The sequence below is a fragment of the uncultured Actinobacillus sp. genome, from assembly GCF_945915845.1.
Lineage (GTDB): Bacteria > Pseudomonadota > Gammaproteobacteria > Enterobacterales > Pasteurellaceae > Exercitatus.
The window spans coordinates 1-23,179 of record NZ_CAMEFX010000032.1; the positions used below are offsets into that span (position 1 = coordinate 1).

17 protein-coding genes are annotated in these 23,179 nt (G+C 40.1%); 11 read left to right on the forward strand and 6 right to left on the reverse strand.

What is annotated here, in order from left to right:
* Positions 1-76 precede the first annotated feature (76 nt).
* The 3 genes from Q0O89_RS07745 to proQ all read right to left on the reverse strand — a co-directional run bounded on the left by Q0O89_RS07745 (position 77) and on the right by proQ (position 4,410).
* Complete coding sequence (locus Q0O89_RS07745; RefSeq protein WP_293731128.1) at positions 77-1,504, reverse strand: L,D-transpeptidase family protein; 1,428 nt, start codon at positions 1,502-1,504, stop codon at positions 77-79.
* Between the two features lie 97 nt (positions 1,505-1,601).
* Positions 1,602-3,635 carry a carboxy terminal-processing peptidase gene (gene prc / locus Q0O89_RS07750; RefSeq protein ID WP_293731129.1) on the reverse strand — a complete coding sequence of 678 codons (2,034 nt, stop codon included), beginning with the start codon at positions 3,633-3,635 and terminating at the stop codon, positions 1,602-1,604.
* Positions 3,636-3,747: 112 nt separating this feature from the next.
* Positions 3,748-4,410, reverse strand: coding sequence for an RNA chaperone ProQ (gene proQ, locus Q0O89_RS07755; RefSeq protein WP_293731130.1), 663 nt, complete (start codon positions 4,408-4,410; stop codon positions 3,748-3,750).
* Between the two features lie 178 nt (positions 4,411-4,588).
* Here proQ and Q0O89_RS07760 point away from each other — a divergent pair, with 178 nt between their 5' ends.
* Together Q0O89_RS07760 and Q0O89_RS07765 are read left to right on the forward strand one after the other, a co-directional pair.
* Entirely contained in the window at positions 4,589-5,857 is a 1,269-nt protein-coding gene (locus tag Q0O89_RS07760; RefSeq protein ID WP_293731131.1) for a paraquat-inducible protein A, read from the forward strand.
* Positions 5,838-7,784 (forward strand): MlaD family protein, encoded by a 1,947-nt coding sequence (locus Q0O89_RS07765; RefSeq protein WP_293731132.1) that lies wholly within the window; start codon positions 5,838-5,840, stop codon positions 7,782-7,784. Before Q0O89_RS07760 ends, Q0O89_RS07765 begins: the two co-directional genes overlap by 20 nt.
* A gap of 42 nt (positions 7,785-7,826) precedes the next feature.
* Here Q0O89_RS07765 and pepT read toward each other — a convergent pair whose 3' ends face one another.
* Positions 7,827-9,059, reverse strand: coding sequence for a peptidase T (gene pepT / locus Q0O89_RS07770; protein WP_273397854.1), 1,233 nt, complete (start codon positions 9,057-9,059; stop codon positions 7,827-7,829).
* Between the two features lie 308 nt (positions 9,060-9,367).
* Between pepT and potA the strand changes: the two genes are divergently transcribed.
* From potA to Q0O89_RS07790, 4 genes are all read left to right on the forward strand, one after another.
* A complete protein-coding gene (gene potA, locus Q0O89_RS07775; protein WP_293731133.1) occupies positions 9,368-10,480 on the forward strand; it encodes a spermidine/putrescine ABC transporter ATP-binding protein PotA in 1,113 nt (370 codons plus the stop codon).
* Positions 10,467-11,321, forward strand: a complete 855-nt coding sequence (potB, locus tag Q0O89_RS07780; RefSeq protein WP_135709865.1) for a spermidine/putrescine ABC transporter permease PotB — start codon at positions 10,467-10,469, stop codon at positions 11,319-11,321. Before potA ends, potB begins: the two co-directional genes overlap by 14 nt.
* Positions 11,321-12,091, forward strand: a complete 771-nt coding sequence (gene potC / locus Q0O89_RS07785) for a spermidine/putrescine ABC transporter permease PotC (protein ID WP_135709864.1) — start codon at positions 11,321-11,323, stop codon at positions 12,089-12,091. The genes potB and potC overlap by 1 nt, the downstream gene beginning before the upstream one ends.
* A 143-nt stretch (positions 12,092-12,234) precedes the next feature.
* Positions 12,235-13,332, forward strand: coding sequence for an extracellular solute-binding protein (locus tag Q0O89_RS07790; RefSeq protein WP_273383233.1), 1,098 nt, complete (start codon positions 12,235-12,237; stop codon positions 13,330-13,332).
* 80 nt (positions 13,333-13,412) lie between these two features.
* Here the strand turns inward: Q0O89_RS07790 and rlmKL are convergent, their stop codons facing one another.
* Positions 13,413-15,563 carry a bifunctional 23S rRNA (guanine(2069)-N(7))-methyltransferase RlmK/23S rRNA (guanine(2445)-N(2))-methyltransferase RlmL gene (gene rlmKL / locus Q0O89_RS07795; protein WP_293731137.1) on the reverse strand — a complete coding sequence of 717 codons (2,151 nt, stop codon included), beginning with the start codon at positions 15,561-15,563 and terminating at the stop codon, positions 13,413-13,415.
* Between the two features lie 155 nt (positions 15,564-15,718).
* Here rlmKL and argA point away from each other — a divergent pair, with 155 nt between their 5' ends.
* On the forward strand, positions 15,719-17,041 hold the full coding sequence (argA, locus tag Q0O89_RS07800; RefSeq protein WP_293731138.1) for an amino-acid N-acetyltransferase: 1,323 nt from the start codon (positions 15,719-15,721) through the stop codon (positions 17,039-17,041).
* 181 nt (positions 17,042-17,222) lie between these two features.
* On the opposite strand, the gene birA is transcribed toward argA, so the two are convergent.
* On the reverse strand, positions 17,223-18,167 hold the full coding sequence (gene birA, locus Q0O89_RS07805; protein ID WP_293731139.1) for a bifunctional biotin--[acetyl-CoA-carboxylase] ligase/biotin operon repressor BirA: 945 nt from the start codon (positions 18,165-18,167) through the stop codon (positions 17,223-17,225).
* A gap of 140 nt (positions 18,168-18,307) precedes the next feature.
* Between birA and guaB the strand changes: the two genes are divergently transcribed.
* The 4 genes from guaB to guaA all read left to right on the forward strand — a co-directional run bounded on the left by guaB (position 18,308) and on the right by guaA (position 22,885).
* A complete protein-coding gene (gene guaB / locus Q0O89_RS07810; RefSeq protein ID WP_293731140.1) occupies positions 18,308-19,774 on the forward strand; it encodes an IMP dehydrogenase in 1,467 nt (488 codons plus the stop codon).
* A 100-nt stretch (positions 19,775-19,874) separates the two neighbouring features.
* Positions 19,875-20,699 (forward strand): BRO family protein, encoded by an 825-nt coding sequence (locus tag Q0O89_RS07815; RefSeq protein ID WP_293731142.1) that lies wholly within the window; start codon positions 19,875-19,877, stop codon positions 20,697-20,699.
* A gap of 161 nt (positions 20,700-20,860) precedes the next feature.
* Positions 20,861-21,286: a hypothetical protein gene (locus tag Q0O89_RS07820; protein ID WP_293731143.1), complete on the forward strand. Its 426-nt coding sequence runs from the start codon at positions 20,861-20,863 to the stop codon at positions 21,284-21,286.
* A 27-nt stretch (positions 21,287-21,313) separates the two neighbouring features.
* Positions 21,314-22,885, forward strand: coding sequence for a glutamine-hydrolyzing GMP synthase (guaA, locus tag Q0O89_RS07825; RefSeq protein ID WP_293731144.1), 1,572 nt, complete (start codon positions 21,314-21,316; stop codon positions 22,883-22,885).
* Positions 22,886-23,179 lie beyond the last annotated feature (294 nt).

The window sequence follows — 23,179 nt, forward strand, 5'->3', positions numbered from 1 at the left end:
ATGGCTTTTTTAGGCGACAACGCAGCTTTTTATTGAAAGATAAACAGACCCTAGTAAAATATCCAAAAGTTTAGCATTAAAAATATTTTCGAACTGTGTCCCAGTTCACAAAATTAGGCGTAAATGTTGAATCATAACCGTAAATATCCGGTAAATTATGCATTTTGCCGTTTTCTACCCATGTTGTGACATAATACAAATAAACAGGGATCGTAGAATAAATTGGTGCAGAAGTGGTTTTCTTACTTTCCAACACTTTTTGTTTTTTCTCAATCGACCAACCGGCCTCTTTTAGCAACATAGTAGCCAGTTCATCTGATTTATCCACTCTCACACAGCCTGAACTTAATGCACGATCTTTTCGATTAAATAACCCATGATTTGGGGTGTCATGCAAGTAAATCGCATCTGAACTCGGCATATTAAATTTATACCGCCCTAAAGCACTTTGATCCCCTGCAGCTTGACGAAGTCGATAAGGAAATCTCGAACCAATTGTTGCCCAATCAATATTATAGGGATCAATAATATTCCCTTTACTATCAATAATGCTATAACCGTTACGCTCAAGGTAACTCGGATCGCGTTTAACTTTCGGCACAATATCCTCATTAATCAAACGCGTTGGCGCATTCCATGGTGGATTCACAACCACATTACTTAACTGGCTTGACATGACAGGTGTACGGCGTGCATTTTTTCCGACAATAGCGCGCGAATTTAATAGCAATTTACCATCTCGATAATAATTCACCTGATAACTTGGAATATTGACAAATAAGCCATTATCAAAGTTAGGGATAACACGTAAACGCTGAGCATTAATCGCCAGTTTCGCCAATGTGGCCGGTGTATTAGCCTCCTGTTTCAAGCTTGCCGCTATACCGTCAATAGTTTGATAATATAAAGAATGATTTCCTGACAATGATTGAACAAAAGCTAAATTCTGGTTATTTCTAACCGCACTTAACCAGCTATCAATCTGTATTTGCTCTGGTAATTTTGCCTTATAAGAATTCATTGTATACAGCCAACCTTGCGCAAAAGTGGCCACATTTTTGCTGTAATACAAATAGTCTAAAAACGCATCTGTTACTAACATATCATGGGCCAAATTTTCAGCACTATCAGGTACTTCACTGATCATATCTAACGCACGTGCAGAACGAAGAGAAATCCCGGCTGCCACCATCGCTGCATATTCACGCAAAAAATATTTTTCAGCCTCTTTATCTGTCCAAAGTTTAGTATACCCATTGTCCGAATACATTTTGGCGACAACCGCTTTGAATCGCACTTCTCGATTGCCTATAATCTCGACTAATTTGGCTTCAGCGTTCGCTTGTTTTTGCTGCGCTATCTCTTGATTCGCCGCTTCAACATCAATATGTTTACGATTTTCAGTATATGGAAAATAATCAGAAATCGTACAACTTGCACATAATCCCGACACTAAAACTATTAAAGGCGTAATTTTATTTAATGAGCGTTTTGCATGTATCATTTTAATCGATCTAAATATTGATAAAAAACACACCGCACTTTAATTGTTGCAAGTCAACTATTATCAGACTTATCAGCAAAAGTGCGGTTAATATTCATCATTTTTTCTCTGCTACACTAGCTTTCTCAGCCTGTTGCATCTTCGCAAAATCGGCTGCAATTCTCTCGGCTTCCTTCAAGAAGAAATCAGGTGCTTCATAATCCTTCGGCAAATCATTAATATTTTTCAATGCTTTTTTCCCTTCGCGTTTAAACCGCTCATTAATATTTTTCAAATGACGAGCATCGTCTGCATCATTTTCTGCCTTACGTTTAGCAAAATTCAACGATTCAAACTTACGATCTTGACGAGCATCTCGAACTTTTAAATCCTCATTTAAAGCAATAAATTCGGGATCTTTTGCCATTCGCTCCACGTGTTTTTGTGTTAATGCTTCAACTGCATTACGCGCACTGCCTACTGTAGAATAATTCGCCGCCGGAATTTTGTCCCAAGGCAATGCATTATCTTCTTTTTCTTCACCCGTTTCTTTTGGATCAATGGTTTCAGGGAAATGAATATCTGCCGCCACCCCTTTCATTTGCGTACTGCCACCGTTGATACGATAGAATTTTTGAATCGTATATTGGATAAAACCAAGTGGATCTTGATCCAAATCATACACAAAATTTAATGAACGACTTTGTTGCACAGTCCCTTTACCAAAAGTATTTTGCCCAATCACAATCCCACGGTCGTAATCTTGGATTGCTGCCGAAAAAATCTCTGAAGCTGATGCACTATGGCGATTGACCATCACAAGCAATGGACCGGAATAAACCTGCTTGCTATCAGGATCTTCGTGAACACGAATACGATTATAAGCATCACGAACTTGCACGACAGGCCCTTCTGCAATGAATAATCCACTTAATTCCACTGCTTCCGTTAATGCACCACCGCCATTTTCACGCAAATCAATAATCAACGCAGTCGCTTTTTGGGCTTTCATTTCTTCTAACAACTTACGCACATCTACTGTTAAACCAATGTAGAAAGTCGGAATTTTGATGGTTGCTATCGTTTCCCCATCCACTTTTTCTACCGTTAATTTTGCCGCACTGTCTTCGATACGAACCTTATCGCGAACAAGGGTAATAATCCGACTTTTTCCGCCTTTAGCACTTTCCACTTCCAAGCGAACTTTTGAGCCTTTTTTCCCTTTAATCTTATCGACAACATCTTCCAAACGCCAACCGACGACATCTTCAATTTCACCTGTTGCTTGGCCTACACCGATAATTTTATCGCCTGCTTTTAATTTTTTACTGCGATCTGCCGGCGCACCAGGAACAAGAGATTGGATAATAGTTTCATCATCTTCCTGACGCAAGGTTGCCCCAATACCTTCCAAAGACAAATTCATACTTTCATTAAAACTTTTTGCCGTACGTGGCGCAAGATAAGAAGTATGCGGATCGATTTCCCGTGCAAAGGCATTTACAAACAGTTGGGTCACATCGTCCGGTTTTGTTTGAGTCAAACGACGAATAGCAAGGTTATAACGCTTACTCAACTTTTTCTTCACTTCCGCCCAAGATTTACCTTTTAACTTCAGCGCGATAACATCATTCTCTACACGTTGTTTCCAAAGGATATTGGCTTCTTCTTGATTTTTAGGATAAGCGGCTTTTTTACGATCAATTTCAATTTGCTCATCATCAGATAAATTAGGCTCTTTATCTAACAAACTTAATGCATATTCATAACGTTCATAACGACGCTTCATCAGTAAATCATAAATCGCAAAAGCAGCATCCAATTTGCCTTCATTGAGTTCATCATCCAATAAGGAACCATACTTACTGCGCAACTCGTCTACATCGGATTGTAAAAATGTATTATGACTATAATCCAAGAAATCCAAATAACGATCAAAGATCTTCTGCGAAAAAGCATCATCTAACTGAAATTTACGATAGTGAGATTGGGTCAAGCGTGTTGTTGCACGTTTAGTCGCCAAAGAATTTTCCTCACTAGGTTGTAATGAAACAATTTCACTGGCTTTAATAGTCGGTTTAACCGCTAATGCATAAGAGCTTAAGACAAGACTTGCAATCGCAAGATAAGTTTTAGTCAATTTGAACGTCATTGCGTTTCCTTATAATTGGACTTTCCTAATAAAGAAAAACATCGTCAAGCCAAAGCAACCACGATGTGAGAAGATATGCCCCATCATAACAACACTCATAGGGCAATGATTTCTAAGCAAATAAGCGATCTGCACTCACGCTAATCACTAAGCCGTTTTCTAATTGCACACGAGCTACTTCCTTTAATACATCAAGTACAATAGCCGTTTGCGTATGTTCACCGGCTTTCACTTTAACTTGCGCACCTTTTTCAAGTGTTGAAAAATCAAGTGCGGTTAATTTTGCTTTTGTTTTTACTGTATGAGTTGGTTTCTCACCATTCACTTTTTTGTGTGTAGGTTTACGTACACGTTTTTTCTGCGCAACTTTAGCAGCCGTTTTCTCTGCAGCACGTTTTTCTGCAAATTTCGCTTTCGCTTCTGCTAATTGCTGCGCGGCATGATCGGCGTGCTCTTGCTCCAATACACCAGCAGGATTGCCTTGTAAATCAACACGCACAGCCCCTAAACGACAACCATGCAGATAACGCCAGTTTGAGGTGTATTGACGCAACGCATGACGTAATTGCGTTTTACTCACATGTTCATCATCTTTTAATGCTTCAGCTAAATCTTGGAATAAACCAATTTTTAACGGTTTAGCTTCACCTTCCACAGAGAAACATAATGGAAATTTTTCTGCTAAATAGGCAATTACTGCTTTATTATTTGTTAACTTTGAGCTTTCTGCCGATTGAGCTTCTGCCACCTGAACTTCGTTTTGAACGTCAGTCATTTTAATTCCTACTAAATGATAAAATATTGCGCGTATTCTATCCCACTTCCCCAAAGGTCGCAACGGATTATTATGGATAAACCAAGCCGTTCAACCGTCACAAATTTTAACCACACTTTGATTTTTATATATGAACTGTCTAAAATGCAACTTATTTGCTCAAATTTATTCACAAACAATGACAAATTCTCTAAGACTGCTCAATACCACTCAGCACATTGCACGCTGCGGCGAATGCGATGCATTGGTGACTATTGCCGGTTTAGAGAGAGGTCAACATGCCGAATGTCCTCGTTGTCATCATAATTTACAATCTAAGGATCGCTGGTCTTTAAACCGATGCGCCATGATTGCTATCTCCATTCTTATATTAATGCCTTTCTCGCTGACTTATCCTTTATTAAGCGTAGATTTAATTGGTGTTAAAGTAGATGCCTCTATTTGGGGAGGGATTTGGAAAATGGCAACAGAAGGCTATCCTGTGACTGCCTTTATGGTGTTTTTAACCGCAATCTTTGCGCCGATTAGCTTTTGTCTCGCTGTCATTATTTTACGCGGGTGCCAAATTATCAAACGCAAACCACGTAATCTTTTAATTGCTATTGATTATTTAAAGCCTTGGGTCATGTTTGATATTTATCTTGTGGCCTTAGGGGTTAGCGCATTCAAAGTCCGTGATTATGCCTCCTTGGAATTTGATATTTATCTTGTTGCTTTTATCGCGACAGCCATTTTAATGACTTTACTTTTTGCCAAAATCAATCCCAAAGAACTTTGGAACGATTTTTATCCTCAACATTTGCGTCTTCTGCCTGAACAAGCCCAAAAACTTCAGGAAAATCCACCGCACTTTTGTTACAGCTGCGATTACACCTTTGCTCGTCCATTGCGCGATCATAAAAAACGAGAAATTTGCCCACGTTGCAATAGCTTATTGGACAGAACCGCCAGCATCAGTTTACAACAAACCTGGGCACCATTACTTGCCGGTATTGTTATGTTATTTCCTGCTAATTTTTACCCTATTTCTTATACATTTATAAATAATATTCCCACGGGCGATACGCTGATTTCAGGTGTGATAAGTTTTATTAATATGGGAAGCTATTTTGTGGCATTCATTGTTTTTGCAGCAAGTATATTCGTTCCCATTAGCAAAGCTCTGATTATGCTCTATTTATTAGCAAGTATTCATTTTAACTGGCGTCACTCAATTAAATGGCAAATGCGATTGTTCCACATAATTCATTTTGTGGGACGCTGGTCGATGCTTGATCTATTTGTGTTAGCATTGATGATGTCCTTAGTGACACGCGGACAAATTATCAACTTCTCTGTTGGACCGGCTGCCGTTTACTTTGGTGCCTCCGTATTTTTAACTATGATTGCAACAACCAATTTTGACAGTCGTTTACTTTGGAAAATTTATGACAGACCCACAAAATAACTCAGCCGAACAAATTCAATCTGCCAAAATACGTCAATCTCGCCGTATTTCTCCCTTTTGGCTATTGCCGATTATTGCCTTAATTATCGGGGCGACTCTATTTTCTCAAATCATCAAAGAGCAAGGGGAAACCATTACCATTACCTTTGCTCATGGGGATGGTATTGTTGCCAATAAAACCCAAATTCGCTATCAAGGCTTACAAATCGGTGTGGTAAAAAAAGTGAATTTTACCGATGATCTAAAAAAAGTCGAAGTACAAGCCAATATTTATCCTGAAGCCAAAACCGTTTTACGTGAAAACACCAAATTTTGGTTAGTTCAACCCAATGCGTCTCTGGCAGGGATTTCAGGTTTAGATACTTTAATTTCAGGTAACTATATTACCTTACAACCGGGTGACGGTAGCTATAAAGACGAATTCATTGCGGAAACAGAAGGCCCTATCGCTCAAATCAATGATGGGGACTTACTCATTCATTTAATTAGTCATGACCTCGGATCTATTTCTGTGGGTTCATCGGTTTTCTATAAAAAAATGCCCGTGGGCAAGGTCATGAACTATCGTTTTACTAAAGATCAAAAAGAAATTGAAATCGATATTGTCATTGAAAAAGCCTATACCAACTTGGTTAAAAAAGAGACGCACTTTTGGAATATTAGCGGAATCAAAGCGGATGTAGGATTGAATGGTATTAAATTAGATATGGATAGCTTGGCGGCTGTCGTACAAGGTGCGATTGCTTTTGACTCACCGGATCATAGTGAGCCTGCAACCCCAAATGATAAATTCACACTCTACCCTAATTTACAAGCAGCACAACGTGGCACTGAAGTTGATGTTGAATTGCCTAATATCACACTCAAAACTGATGTATTGCCAAGTATTAGCCGACATTCTGTTGTACTTTACCGCCAGTATGAAGTGGGTAAAATCTTAGAAATTCGCCCAACAACTTCACATTTTGAGGTGGACGTATATATTTATCCGAAATACCGTCATCTTTTAACCGATAAAAGCCTGTTTTGGGTAGAAAGTGCGGCACAAATTGATATTACACCTAAAGGCATTAGCATTCAGGCAACGCCTATTGCACGCTCACTGAAAGGGGCGATTAGCTTCGATAATTCAGGATCAAGTAAAAATACTACGCTTTATGCCAATGAACTACGGGCTAAATCCGCCGGACAAGTCATCACTCTTACCGCAAATGATGCCACAAATTTAAGTAAAGGGATGAGTTTACGCTATATGGGGCTTTCTGTGGGGGAAATTGAAAGCCTTACATTAGATCCCAAAGCCAACAAAATTGTCGCCAAAGCCTTAATGAACCCGAATTATATGAATATTGTGGCAAAAGAAGGCTCTCAGTTCCAAGTCATTTCACCTAAAATTTCAGCAGGTGGTATTGAGAATATAGACAGCCTATTGCAGCCTTATATTGATATTGATGTAGGAAATGGCGCACGCAAAACCCAATTTCAGCTAAATGACAATAATGGGCAACAATCAAAAATCACTCATGGTTTCCCTATTACCTTGGAAGCCAGTGATGCCTCCAATTTAAGTATAGGCGCACCGGTCATGTACCGTGGTGTCGATGTGGGCAAAATCAAAAATATGGAATTAAATAGCCTAGGTGATCGTGTATTAATTCATATTTTGATCACCCATAAATATGCCCACTTGGTACGTCAAAATTCAGAATTCTGGGTGTCATCAGGCTACTCAGCGGGTTTAGGTTGGTCGGGCATTGAAGTCAATACGGGCTCAATGCAACAGCTACTTAAAGGCGGTATCGCCTTTTCTACTCCATCCGGCACGGTAGTTCAACCGCAAGCCAAGGCAAATCAACGCTTCTTGCTACAAGAACGCCGCCCGAATGACGCTAAACAATGGAATTCAGGGGCAATGCCAACAAATTAAGCTAAAAAATGACCGCACTTTTTCAGAAGTGCGGTCAAATGGTTATGGATTTTCCACGGCTAATTCCGCTATTTTTACGATCACATTCACCGCGCTTTCCATGCCTTCAAGAGTAATTAACTCATGCTTACTATGGAAATTATAACCACCCGTGAAAATATTCGGACAAGCTAGCCCTTTCTCTGCTAACCAAGCCCCATCTGTGCCGCCACGAATTGGTTTATGTAAAGGTTCTATGCCACATTCACGCATCGCACGATCCGCCAATTCAATGGATTGTGGGACTCTTTGAACTGTCTGATACATATTTTTATAGCTATCTGTGATTTCCAACTCGACTTTCTGACGTAAGCCTTTCGTTTGATTAAACTGTGCCACTGCCTTTTCCATAAACGCTTTGCGCTGTTCAAATTTTTGTGCATCAAAATCACGAATTAAATAATGCAATTCGACTTTTTCCACATCCCCCACAAAACGACTTAAATGAAAAAAGCCCTCTTTCCCCGAAGTTTTCTCTGGCGTTTCATTGCTAGGAAAAGCTTGTTGAAACTCACAAGCTAAGGTTAATGCATTAATCATCTTCCCTGTGGCGTAACCTGTATGCATATTACGCCCATAAATCGTCACTTTCGCACTCGCGCCATTAAAATTTTCGTATTCCAGCTCGCCGACTTCACCCCCATCTATGGTGTAAGCCCAATCGCAAACAAAATCCTCCATCGAAAAGAATTTCATCCCCAATCCAATTTCTTCATCGGGGGTAAATGCCACTCGAATATGACAATGGGGAAGATTTTGTTGTTTCAACACAGAAAGTGCGGTCATAATTTCGGCAATTCCCGCTTTATTATCCGCGCCCAACAGCGTAGTGCCATCAGCAACGATTAAGGTTTTGCCGATATGCTGATGTAAAAATGAATAAAATACAGGGCTAATAAATTCATCTCCAATTCCCAAAGCAATATCACCGCCGCGGTAATTTTCAATCACTTCAGCACGAACATGCTTCCCGCTACATTCAGGGGATGTATCAAGATGTGCAAGCAAACCAATGGTTGGCGCGTTCGGCACATTGGCAGGCAATAATGCGGTTAACACCCCATGTTTCGTTAATTTAACATTTTCAAGCCCAAGGGTACGTAGTTCTTGTTCAAGTTGCTTGGCTAATTTTAATTGCCCTGATGTGGTCGGTGAAGATTTTCCATTTAGTTTAGATTGCGTATCAAATTCGGTATAACTTAAAAATCGTCCTAATAAGGCGTTACGAAATGACATAGATATTCCCTTTTACTCAACGTTAATGACGAGTAAATTTACCAATTTTTTCACCGCACTTTTTTGATATATAACAAAGATTTTTACTAAATCTAGAAAAAATGGCTTTTTTATACGCGAGATCAATCTTTTTTCATAAAAAAATGCCCTAAAAGGTAATAATGGCTTTCATTTATCCCCCTTTGCCTTTATCATTAGCATTCAAATTGTATCTTGGTGTCTGCAAGGACTTGCAGATGTATTTCTTTCATCTTTTCTCAATCACATTACAGTGAGTTAATGTTATTGACTAGGAGAAACCAAAGCTAGTGGAAACAACGACTAAAAAGCCTATCGTTGAGCTTCGTGTATTGAAAAAAGCTTACGGCGATAACACAATTATTAATGATTTCAACTTAACGATTAATAATGGTGAATTCGTGACAATTCTTGGTCCGTCAGGTTGCGGTAAAACAACGGTTTTACGCTTAATTGCGGGGTTTGAAGAAGCGAATGGTGGCCAAATTATTATTGATGGTGAAGATGTGACAAACATTCCTGCCGAACATCGTCATGTTAACACGGTGTTCCAAAGTTATGCGCTATTCCCGCATATGACCATCTTTGATAATGTGGCGTTTGGTTTACGTATGCAAAAAGTACCGGAAAACGAAATCAAAACACGTGTACTTGAAGCATTACGTATGGTTCAATTGGAAGAAATGGCTGATCGTAAGCCAACCCAACTTTCAGGCGGTCAACAACAACGTATCGCTATCGCGCGTGCGGTGGTTAATAAGCCGAAAGTATTGTTATTAGACGAATCTTTATCTGCATTAGATTACAAATTACGTAAACAAATGCAAAATGAGTTGAAATCCCTTCAACGTAAACTGGGTATTACCTTTATCTTTGTTACACACGATCAAGAAGAAGCATTAACTATGTCTGACCGTATTATCGTGTTACGCAAAGGTAATATTGAACAAGACGGCTCACCACGTGAAATTTACGAAGAACCACGCAATTTATTCGTGGCAAAATTTATCGGTGAAATCAATATTTTTGATGCAACAGTGATTGAACGTGTTGATGCACAACGTGTTCGTGCCAATGTGGAAGGGCGTATTTGTGACATTTACGTTGAACAAGAAATTAAACCTAATCAAAAACTTAAAGTATTGTTACGCCCTGAAGACGTATTACTTGAAGAATTGGATGATGATGAGCAATCCAGCAAAATCATCGGTCATATTCGCGAACGTAACTATAAAGGAATGACCCTTGAATCCACCGTTGAATTAGATCACAACGGTAAAATGGTGCTAGTTAGCGAATTCTTTAATGAAGACGATCCAAATATCGATCACTCGTTAGATCAAAAAGTGGGCGTAACTTGGATTGAAAAATGGGAAGTGGTCTTAAACGATGAAGACGAATAAATTTCAAAAAATTGTCGTTGCTATCATCTTTGCGTGGCTGATCTTCTTTGTTTTTGCACCAAACTTTTTGGTGTTTTTGGTCAGCTTCTTAACGAAAGATACCAGCAACTTTTACGCGCTGCCATTTACCTTTGAGAACTACACCCGCCTATTTGAGCCGCTTTATGGTACAGTGGTGTGGAACTCATTGTATATGTCAGTCATCGCAACGCTACTTTGCCTTGTCATTGGTTATCCCTTTGCCTTTATGATGACCAAAATCAATGCAAAATATCGCCCGATTTTAATGTTTTTGCTCGTGCTTCCATTTTGGACAAACTCATTAATTCGTATTTATGGCATGAAAGTCTTCTTAGGCGTAAAAGGCATTCTTAACTCATTCTTACTTTCAATCGGTTTAATTAGCGAGCCTATTCGTATTTTGAATACAGAAGTAGCGGTCATTATTGGCTTAGTTTATTTATTATTGCCATTTATGATTTTACCGCTCTACTCTGCCATTGAAAAATTAGACTTACGCCTATTAGAAGCGGCAAAAGACTTGGGTGCAAACGCGTTCCAACGCTTTGTGAAAATTATTATTCCACTCACCATGCCGGGCATCGTTTCAGGCTGCTTGCTTGTTTTACTTCCTGCCATGGGGATGTTCTATGTTGCCGACTTATTGGGTGGTGCAAAAGTATTGCTTGTGGGTAATGTGATTAAGAGTGAATTCTTAGTATCACGCAACTGGCCATTTGGTGCGGCAATCAGTATCGGCTTAACCATTTTAATGGCGTTATTAATCTTCGTTTACTACAAAGCGAATAAATTACTGAATAAGAAAGTGGAGTTAGAATAATGGGTCGCATACTACGTAGTTTCTTTATGTTGGTTGTGTACGCCTATTTGTACATTCCAATTGTGATTTTAGTAGGCAATTCTTTCAATGAAGACCGCTATGGCTTGAGTTGGAAAGGATTTAGCTGGAACTGGTACGAACGTTTATTTAATAACGACACACTCATTCAGGCAGCAATCCATTCTGTTGTTATCGCGTTTGTAGGCGCAACCTTAGCCACGATTATTGGCGGTTTAACAGCGATTGCCCTTTATCGTTACAAATTCCGCGGTAAACAGGCGGTAAGTGGAATGTTATTTGTGGTCATGATGTCACCTGATATTGTTATGGCGGTATCCTTATTGGCATTATTTATGATGGTCGGTATCTCACTTGGCTTCTGGTCATTATTACTGGCACACATTACATTCTGTTTACCTTATGTCGTTGTCAGCGTGTATTCTCGCTTAAAAGGCTTTGATGTACGTATGTTAGAAGCCGCGCGCGACTTAGGTGCAAGTGAAATCACCATTTTACGTAAAATCATTCTGCCACTTGCCTTACCGGCAATTGTGTCAGGTTGGTTATTAAGCTTCACGCTTTCTCTTGATGACGTTGTGGTTTCATCTTTTGTTAGTGGTGCAAGCTATGAAATTTTACCGCTGAAAATTTACTCTTTGGTAAAAACAGGTGTGACCCCTGAAGTGAACGCCTTAGCCACCATTATGATCGTCTTATCACTGGCTTTAGTGTTAATTGGTCAACTCATTGGTAGAAAAGGAAAAGAGTAAAAACTCCGGCTAGACAGACCGTACTTTTAGCCTTACAATAGCGCCCGACCGTTAAGCTAGCTATTAGCCTAAAGTCAGGCGTTTTTTTATGTATTCTTTTTAAGAATACGGGTACTAAAATAGACTCATTGGAGAAAATCTAAATGAAAAAATTAGCAGGTCTTTTCGCGGCTAGCTTAGTAGCAGTTGCGGTGACAGGTTGTAATGACAAGGAAAGCAAAACTGACGCTGCAAACAATGCGCAAGCACAAGCTTCAGAAGAAAAAGTGGTAAATCTGTACACTTGGACTGAATATGTTCCGGACGGTTTATTAGATGAATTCACCAAAGAAACCGGCATCAAAGTAAATGCTTCCAGCCTTGAATCCAACGAAACCATGTACGCAAAAGTAAAATTACAAGGTGCGGGGGATGACGGCTATGACGTGATTGCACCATCAAACTACTTTGTGTCAAAAATGGCTCGTGAAGGGATGTTAAAAGAATTAGATCACAGCAAATTACCGGTTATCGCAGAGCTTGATCCTGATTGGTTAGACAAACCTTATGACAAAGGCAACAAATACAGCTTACCACAATTATTAGGTGCACCGGGTATCGCTTATAACGTGAAAACTTACAAAGGTTCTGATTTCACGTCTTGGGCTGATTTATGGAAACCTGAATTTGCCGGTAAAGTACAATTATTAGATGACGCACGCGAAGTCTTCAACATTGCGTTATTAAAATTAGGCTTAGATCCAAACACTACCAAACCTGAAGAAATCAAAGCCGCTTACGAAGAATTATTGAAATTACGCCCAAATGTACTTTCATTTAACTCTGACAACCCTGCAAACTCATTTATTTCAGGTGAAGTTGAACTTGGTCAATTATGGAATGGTTCTGTTCGCATTGCGAAAAAAGAAGCACCGGGTACCATTGATATGGTGTTCCCAAAAGAAGGTCCGGTTTTATGGGTTGACACATTGGCAATCCCTGCGAATGCCAAACACCCGGAAGCAGCACACAAACTTATCAACTATTTGTTAAGCGAAAATGTGTCTGAAAAATTAACCTTAGAAATTGGCTACCCAACTTCTAACTTAAAAGCGAAAGCGAAATTACCGGCTGAAATCACCAACGATCCGGCAATCTACCCAACAGCGGAAGTATTGCAAAAATCACATTGGCAAGATGACGTAGGCGAAGCTGTTGAGCTTTACGAAAAATACTATCAAGAATTAAAAGCAGCAAAATAATGTTGGCTTAAGCCAAACAAAACCCCGAAAGCAATTTCGGGGTTTCTTTTTGGTGTTGCGGATAAAGTGCGGTCAAAAATTTACGTGTTTTTTATAATCCAACAATTATGAATTTGCTTATTACGTTCAAAATCAAGAGGTAAGGTTTTGGCTGAAATTTCCACCGCACTTAATCCCAATTCGGATAAGCCATCAAAATCCATTTTGAACCCACGTTTATTATTGGAAAAAATAATCGTGCCGTCTTGGCGTAAAATACGTTTTAGGTTTTTCATTAATTTAATATGATCACGTTGTACATCCCAGCTGTCTTCCATTCGCTTAGAATTTGAAAAGGTAGGCGGATCCACAAAAATAAAATCAAACTGACGATCACAACGTTCAAGCCATTGCAAGCAATCCGCTTGAATAAGTTTATGTTGCTTACCATCCACATCATTTAAAATTAAATTCTGCTCAGCCCAATTCAAATAAGTATTTGACATATCAACGGTTGTTGTAGATTTTGCACCGCCTAATGCCGCATGAACTGTCGCCGATCCTGTATAAGCAAAAAGATTTAGAAAGTCTTTGCCTTTTGCCATTTCACCGACCATTTTTCGCGTTAAACGGTGATCCAAAAATAACCCGGTATCCAAATAATCCGTTAAATTAACCCACAATTTTGCGCCGTATTCATTCACATAAAAATACTCGCCTTTATTGGCTAATTTTTCATATTGATTAGTGCCTTTTTGTTTTTGACGCACTTTTAAAATCAATTTATTGGTTTCGACACCTGTTACTGAAAGTGTTGCCGTTACTGCGTCTAACAAACGTTGACGTGCTTTATTTTCGTCAATATTTTTCGGCGCCGCGTATTCTTGCACCACAATATGATCGCCATAGCGATCTACCGCTAAATTATATTCAGGCAAATCCGCATCGTATAAACGATACGCATCAATCCCCTGCTGTTTTGCCCATTTTTCAATTTTTTTACTATTTTTTTGCAGGCGATTAGCAAAATCTACCGCCACATTTGCAGATGGTGAAAAAGCAAAATTTTCTACCGCACTTTCTTGCGCATTTTGCGTCAAAGTGCGGTCAGAAATTTGATAGTTTTTTTGAATACAATCCAAAGGGCCATTTTTCGCTTTAAATTGACGGAATGAACGCATACGCAAACAATCCAACAAGCCTTCTTCGCTACTAAAAATTGATGCATTCCAACCGCCAAATTGCTGTTTGATCCGTTGCCCAAACACAGAATATAACGCAATTAAAGCTGGCGTTGTACCTAAGCGTTCCCCATAAGGTGGGTTACAAACCAAGGTGCCTTTTTTCCCGGTTTCAACAGGATTTTTCAACGCCGCCACATCCCCTTGTTTAAATTGAATAAGATGGGCAACACCTGCATTCTTCGCGTTACGTTGCGCTTTTTGCAACACACGATGATCTAAGTCGAAACCATAGAAATGGGGCTGTGGATTTTTATTAAATTCCGTCTCTGCCATTTCCACGGCGTCCGCTTTCACCTTATCCCAAGCGGCTTGATTATGCCCTTTCCAAAAATCAAAGCCCCAATGCATACGATGTAATTGCGGTGCGATCTTCGCTTCCATTTGTGCCGCTTCAATTAACAAGGTTCCCGAACCACACATCGGATCCACTAACGGTGTGCCCTGTTGCCAACCTGAACGCAAAACGATGGCAGCCGCTAAGGTTTCACGCAATGGCGCTGCCCCTGTGTCTTCACGATAACCACGAAAATGCAATGCTTCACCGCTTAAATCCAAAGAGATAATCAAGGCTTCACGGTTTAAATAGGCGTGAATACGAACATCAGGATTGTCTTTATCCACGCTCGGGCGTGGTAACCCTTGACGTTCAAAATAATCCACAATACCATCTTTAACACGCATTGCGCCAAATTGACTGTGGCGAATTTCACGGTTTGTGCCGTTAAAATCCACGAAAAAATGCACTTTTTCGTCAAATTGTGCTAACCAATGGTAACTCACTACCGCGCCATATAAATCCAAATCACTGTAAATTTTGGTTTCAATTAAGGGCAACAGTACGCGCGAAGCCAAACGCGACCACATCAACACACGGTATTGTGTTTCATCATCGGCAAGAAAATGCACGCCACCTTGCGCAACCTTACATTCTGTCGCACCCAGTTCCGTTAATTCCACTTTTAATAATTCTTCAAAACCACGAGACGTGGTCGCAAAAAGTGCTTTCATTCGATTTCTCTCAACTAGAAAATTTGGCGAATTATAGCAAATATGCGTTAAAATGACCGCACTTTCATTGAGCATTCATTTATTTTTTGCTTGCATAGGATTAAAAATGCATATATATTCAAAATAAATGAATAATTATCTAAAAAGGAATAGCTATGCGCAGCACGGAATTAGTTCAATGGTTTAGACAATCCACGCCTTATGTGAATATGCACCGTGGTAAAACCTTTGTGATTATGCTTGATGGCGACACCATTGCCAGCGATAATTTTATTAATATTATCAGTGATATACGATTACTACATAGCCTAGGCATTAAATTAATCATTGTTTTCGGCGCGCGCTTCCAAATTAATGAATTGTTGCTCAAACATAATATTCAACCGCAATATCACAAAAACATTCGTGTCACCGATTTACGCACGTTAGAGCTTGTTAAACAAGCGGCGGGTATGTTGAATTACGACATCACATCGCGTCTTTCCATGCGACTTCCCCATTCACCGCTTTTAAATGTAGTGAGTAGCAACTTTATTCTTGCGCAACCTATCGGTGTTGACGATGGTGTGGATTATATGCTGAGTGGTAAATTGCGCCGTATTGAAGTAGAAAATATTAAGCAACAATTAGAAAAAGATGCCATTGTGCTTATCGGCCCTGTTGCCCCCTCTGTCACGGGAGAAAGTTTCAATTTGCCCTTTGAAGAAATTGCTACCCAAGTGGCGATAAAACTTAAAGCAGAAAAGTTAATTGGTTTTAGCTCAACTCAAGGTATTTTAGATCAAAACGGGATTTCTATTCCTGATCTCAAACCGCAAGATGCCGCTTTACATTTGCAAAAACTCATTGAACAAGATCAATATCACAGTTCTCAAGCACGCTTCTTGCAAGCAGCCATTGATGTCTGTCGTGCCGGGGTTCATCGTTCCCACTTGCTAAGTTATGAAGAAGATGGATCATTATTGCAAGAGTTGTTTACACGTGATGGTGTGGGTACACAGCTTTCTATGGAAAATTCCGAAGATATTCGTATTGCTACCGCACGAGACATTCCAAGTTTACTTGAACTTATTCACCCATTGGAGCAACAAGGTATCTTGGTTAAACGCTCACGTGAACAACTGGAAATGGAAATTAGCCGCTATACCATCATCGACCGTGATGGTGTGATTATTGCTTGTGCAGCACTGAATGTCTATGAAGAAGAGAAAATGGCGGAAATGGCATGCGTTGCTGTTCATCCTGATTATCGCAGTTCATCGCGCGGTGACATTTTACTGGAGGAAATCCAGAAACGCGCACGTGATTTAGGCATTGAAAAATTATTTGTTTTAACCACACGTACCGTACATTGGTTCCAAGAACGGGGTTTTAGAATGGCAAATGTGGAAGATTTGCCGAAAGACAAACGCGATCATTATAACTATCAACGCCGTTCAAAAATTCTCATTCAGGATTTGGTGGACGAGAAATTGTAAGAAAATATCTGGATTAGAGAGATACAATCCCAAAGAACTGATTAGTTCATCTTTGTGAATCACCTAGCACGAGCTGTGCTAGGTTCGTTAAGCCTAGCCCCTCCGGGGCTGAAAGGAAGAGCCGCAGAGCGGCTCAGATTAAAGAGCCCTATACGGCTCGTATAGGGCTATGTTCACCTATCTACAACTTCCGTCTCAAGGACACTTCGCCACCATTAAAGGTCAAACATTGTTCACCATTGTTGCGTATTAATTGTAAATATCCCCATTCATCAATACCCTGCTCAATCCCTGAAATCACTTCTTTCTCCGTAATCACATTTACTTCTTCGCCAAAGAATTCATCACATAACAACCATTTTTGCTGAAATTCAGCGGTAATGCCTTGCTGCTCAAAATATTCCAGCGCAGTAACGACTTCTTGAATCACCGTGCAAAGCAACAAAGTGCGGTCAATTTTAGGCAAAATTTCATTCAAATTTGCCCAAGGCTGATCGATTTGGTTACTGTCTTTTGGAATCGCCACATTAATGCCCACGCCAATAACCAAATTCAATTTTCCATTTTCACTATTGGCAATTTCAATCAAAATCCCAGCCAACTTCTTCCCATTCAGCAAAACATCATTAGGCCATTTCAACATTGCCCCACATCCGCCTAATTTTTTGATGGCATCCACAATCGCCATGCCCACAACCAAACTTAAGCCATCAATAGGCTTACGCGCGTCCACTTGCCAAATTAAACTAAAAATAGCTTGGCTCCCAAATGGCGATTGCCATTGGCGACCACGGCGACCTCGCCCAGCAGTTTGGTGTTCCGTCAAGCAAATATCCCCTTTATTCAGCCGTCCTTGATTGGCTAGCATAAATTGGTTGGTGGAATTAATGATAGGATGATAAATCACCTTATAATGAGGAAAAGTTTGTTGAATTTTCTCCGCACTTATCAATGCCGTTTGGGCGATAAGTTTCACTTCGCCAAAACTTGTATCAATTTGGATACTCTGTTCTTGCAAGGCTGAAATTTCCGCTAAAAGCTGTGCGTCATTTAGGGATAAAAGTGCGGTCAATTTTTCAAAAGAATGGGGCTGACAATCCGCCAACAGGTTTAATAGCTGAACCATAAAATTTCTCATAGGAAAACGTTTGGCTTATTTTTGCATATTCTGTAAAAAAGATAAAATTTTCCGTTCACAACCGCATTGAAAATCTGTATAATCCCGCCGCAATATTTAACTTACAACTTAAAAGAGAGAATATTGCAATGGCACTTCGAATCAAATCTGAAGCATTAACATTTGACGACGTTTTACTCGTTCCTGCTCATTCAACTGTATTACCCAATACAGCAGACCTTTCCACTCAATTAACCAAAACTATCCGTTTAAATATCCCAATGCTTTCCGCAGCGATGGATACTGTAACCGAAACCAAATTAGCGATCTCTTTAGCACAAGAAGGCGGTATTGGTTTTATCCACAAAAATATGTCTATCGAACGCCAAGCAGATCGTGTACGTAAAGTGAAAAAATTTGAAAGCGGTATCGTCACCGAACCGGTAACCGTTTCGCCTGAATTGACTTTAGGCGAACTGGCTGAATTAGTGAAGAAAAATGGTTTTGCCGGCTACCCTGTTGTAGATAAAGAAGGCAATTTAGTCGGTATTATTACAGGTCGTGATACCCGTTTCGTGCGTGATTTAAGCAAGCCAGTATCGAAAGTGATGACGCCAAAAGAACGCCTTGTTACCGTTAAAGAAAATGCGACACGTGAAGAAATCTTAGATTTAATGCACGAACACCGCGTGGAAAAAGTGTTAATGGTTGATGACAGCTTTAAATTAAAAGGCATGATTACCGTTAAAGATTTCCAAAAAGCAGAGCAAAAACCAAACGCATGTAAAGATGCATTTGGTCGTTTACGTGTAGGCGCAGCGGTTGGTGCCGGCCCAGGTAATGAAGAACGCATTGAAGCCTTAGTTCAAGCTGGCGTGGACGTGCTTTTAATCGACTCTTCACACGGTCATTCTGAAGGTGTGTTACAACGTGTGCGTGAAACTCGTGCGAAATACCCTAACTTGCCAATCGTAGCAGGTAACGTAGCTACCGCTGAAGGCGCTATCGCTCTTGCCGATGCAGGTGCAAGTGCGGTAAAAGTGGGTATCGGCCCGGGTTCAATTTGTACCACTCGTATCGTAACAGGCGTGGGAGTTCCACAAATTACCGCAATTGCAGAAGCCGCAGCCGCATTAGAAGGTCGTGGTATTCCTGTGATTGCAGACGGTGGTATCCGCTACTCAGGTGATATTTCTAAAGCCATCGCGGCTGGTGCAAGCTGTGTCATGGTGGGGTCAATGTTCGCAGGAACAGAAGAAGCACCGGGCGAAATCGAGCTTTACCAAGGTCGTGCATTCAAATCTTACCGTGGTATGGGTTCATTAGGTGCAATGAGTAAAGGTTCTTCAGACCGTTACTTCCAATCAGATAATGCAGCGGACAAACTTGTGCCTGAAGGTATCGAAGGTCGTATTCCGTACAAAGGTTTCTTAAAAGAAATCATTCACCAACAAATGGGCGGTTTACGTTCTTGTATGGGCTTGACAGGTTCTGCGACCATCGAAGATTTACGCACTAAAGCACAATTTGTACGTATTAGCGGTGCAGGTATTAAAGAAAGCCACGTTCATGACGTAACAATTACGAAAGAAGCACCTAACTATCGTATGGGTTAATCTTTCAACAGACTTGTAAGGTGGGCTTACTAGCCCGCCTTTTCTAGTTTTTTTTATTATTTGCAAAATTTTCTGAAAATTTAACCGCTTGAAATCTAATATGGACATTAAACTTTTTGAACACAAAGAAGTGCGTTCCGTTTGGGACGAAGAACAAGAAAAATGGTATTTTTCGATTATTGATGTCATCGAAGTTTTGACGGAAAGCCTAGATGCGGCAGCGTATTGGCGTAAATTAAAACAACGTTTGAAAGCAGAGGGAAATGAAACCGTGACAAATTGTCACAGTTTGAAAATGCTTGCGAAAGACGGAAAAATGCGTTCATCTGACGTAGCCGATGTACCGCAACTACTGCGCTTAATTCAATCCATTCCGTCCCCGAAAGCTGAGCCATTTAAACTTTGGTTAGCACAAGTGGGAAGTGAGCGTTTAGATGAATTGCAAGATCCAGAACTTACTATCAACCGAGCAATGCAGGATTACTTGCGATTAGGCTATTCGGAAAATTGGATTAACCAACGTTTAAAAAGCATTGAAATCCGTAAGGAATTGACAGACGAATGGAAACGTGTCGGCGTGAAAGAAGGGCAACAATTTGCCGTTTTAACCGATATTATCACCAAAGCGTGGAGCGGAAAAACCACCAAAGAATATAAGCAATTCAAAGGGTTAAAGAAAGAAAACTTACGCGATAATATGACGAACACCGAGCTCATTCTCAATATGTTAGCCGAAGCCTCAGTCAAAGATATTTCGCAAGCGGTAAACCCTGAAACCTTTGAAGAAAATCAAAAAGTCGCAGAACAAGGCGGCAATGTTGCTAAAGTTGCTTTACAAGAGTTAGAGAGCAAAACGGGTAAAAAAGTGGTGAGCGATTTATCTGCGAAGAAAATGATTGCGGAAAGTAAGAAGAAGTTGAAATAACGATATTTTCCCCGTACGGCAAGCCGTACGGGGTTACGCATAGTTCAGCTCCGCTGGAGCTGGAAGTGACAAATGAACAAAGAGCTACGGAGTAGCTCAATTATGCTTAACCTAGGGCGTAAGCCCTAGGATAAATACAATCAAAAATTTAAGGAGTTTTTATGCTTACATTACAAATAATTGGTGGTATTTTAGGTATTGTTCTTATTGGTTATCTGCTCTTTATTTTAACTCGTAAAGTTTTTAGGATATATTGGACGAAATTCAAATTTGATATATTCTCTAAAAAAATCTTCATTATTGAAGCAATCATTGGAGTTTTATTTACATTTGGCATTATTATTTCTGAAATATCCATAGATAAATGGAATGGATACACTCTTTGCTTACTATCTTCATTAATTTTTATAGGCTTGCTAACTTATATTTATAGAAAAACAGACTTTAGCCATACGTTATTATCAATTCCTATTATTTTGATTATTCTACCATTTCTATCAATAATAGCCCTATTTGTTATAGCTGAATGGGTTCTCGAAAGATCTGGAGTTAATACTGATAAATATATCGTTATCAAGCATTACTGATAATTTTCATTAAAACAGAGAAACAAAATGACAAACATCCACAACCACAAAATCTTAATCCTTGACTTTGGTTCACAATATACCCAACTGATCGCACGCCGTGTGCGTGAAATTGGGGTTTACTGCGAACTTTGGGCTTGGGACGTGACGGAAGAACAGATCCGTGAATTTAACCCAACGGGGATTATTCTTTCAGGCGGTCCTGAAAGTACCACTGAAGAAAACAGCCCACGTGCACCTGAATATGTGTTTAACGCTGGCGTGCCAGTGCTTGGCATTTGCTACGGTATGCAAACAATGGCAATGCAGTTAGGCGGTTTAACTGAAACATCAGATCACCGTGAATTTGGCTATGCCTCTGTTGAGTTAAAAGCAACCGACAGTTTATTTGCAAAATTAAACGATGATTTGACCGCTTCTCAACCAAAATTAGACGTTTGGATGAGCCACGGCGATAAAGTCACCCGTTTACCGTCAAACTTCCAAATCACTGGCGTAACCCCAACTTGCCCGATTGCAGCAATGTCGGACGAAAGTCGCCGTTTCTATGGTGTGCAGTTCCACCCAGAAGTGACCCATACGAAAAGTGGTTTAGAACTACTGAAAAATTTCGTGGTCGGTATTTGTGGCTGTGAAACCAAATGGACAGCGGAAAACATCATTGAAGATGCTGTAGCTCGCATTAAAGCCCAAGTTGGCGATGATGAAGTGATCTTAGGCTTATCAGGCGGCGTGGACTCATCGGTTACTGCTTTACTTTTACACCGTGCAATCGGCAAAAACTTGCACTGCGTATTCGTAGATAACGGCTTATTACGCTTAAACGAAGGCGATCAAGTGATGGAAATGTTCGGCGATAAATTCGGTTTGAACATTATTCGTGTAAACGCCGAAGATCGTTTCTTAGATGCCCTTAAAGGCATTGATGAACCTGAAGCGAAACGCAAAACCATCGGTAAAGTCTTCGTCGATGTGTTTGACGATGAATCTAAAAAATTGACTTCAGTGAAATGGTTAGCACAAGGTACGATTTACCCAGATGTGATCGAATCCGCAGCCAGCAAAACAGGCAAAGCACACGTGATCAAATCGCACCACAACGTAGGTGGCTTGCCCGACTATATGAAATTGGGCTTGGTCGAGCCATTGCGTGAATTGTTCAAAGATGAAGTGCGTAAAATCGGCTTGGCACTAGGCTTACCAGCTGAAATGCTCAACCGCCACCCATTCCCAGGCCCAGGCTTAGGCGTGCGTGTGTTAGGTGAAATCAAAAAAGAATACTGCGATTTAGTCCGCCGTGCCGATGCGATCTTTATGGAAGAACTACACGCTTCAGGCTGGTACTACAAAGTCAGCCAAGCCTTTACTGTGTTCCTACCAGTCAAATCAGTGGGCGTAATGGGCGATGGACGTAAATATGATTGGGTTGTTTCATTACGTGCAGTGGAAACTATCGACTTTATGACCGCACATTGGGCGCATTTACCTTATGATCTATTAGGCAAAATCTCAAATCGTATTATCAACGAAGTGAACGGGATTTCTCGTGTGGTGTATGACGTTTCAGGCAAACCACCTGCGACGATTGAGTGGGAATAAAATTTCCGCTTTTCATCCCTTATCAATTCATTTCAAAAATAGCTTAAAGCCCTGTTATTTCAGGGCTTTTCTATTCCATACCATTTCATAGCATTTCATATTAGTTTATTTTTATAGCGGTATATTTGACGGTATAGTATTGCTAATCAATATAAAAAGATCGAAAATACCGTCAAGAAATAATGCTTATTTTTGAAATATTTCTCTTAATGACAAAATGAAAAAAACACCAACTCTCTCATATCTTATTCCAGCCTACAACGCCGAAGCCTTTATCGAAAACTGCCTAAACAG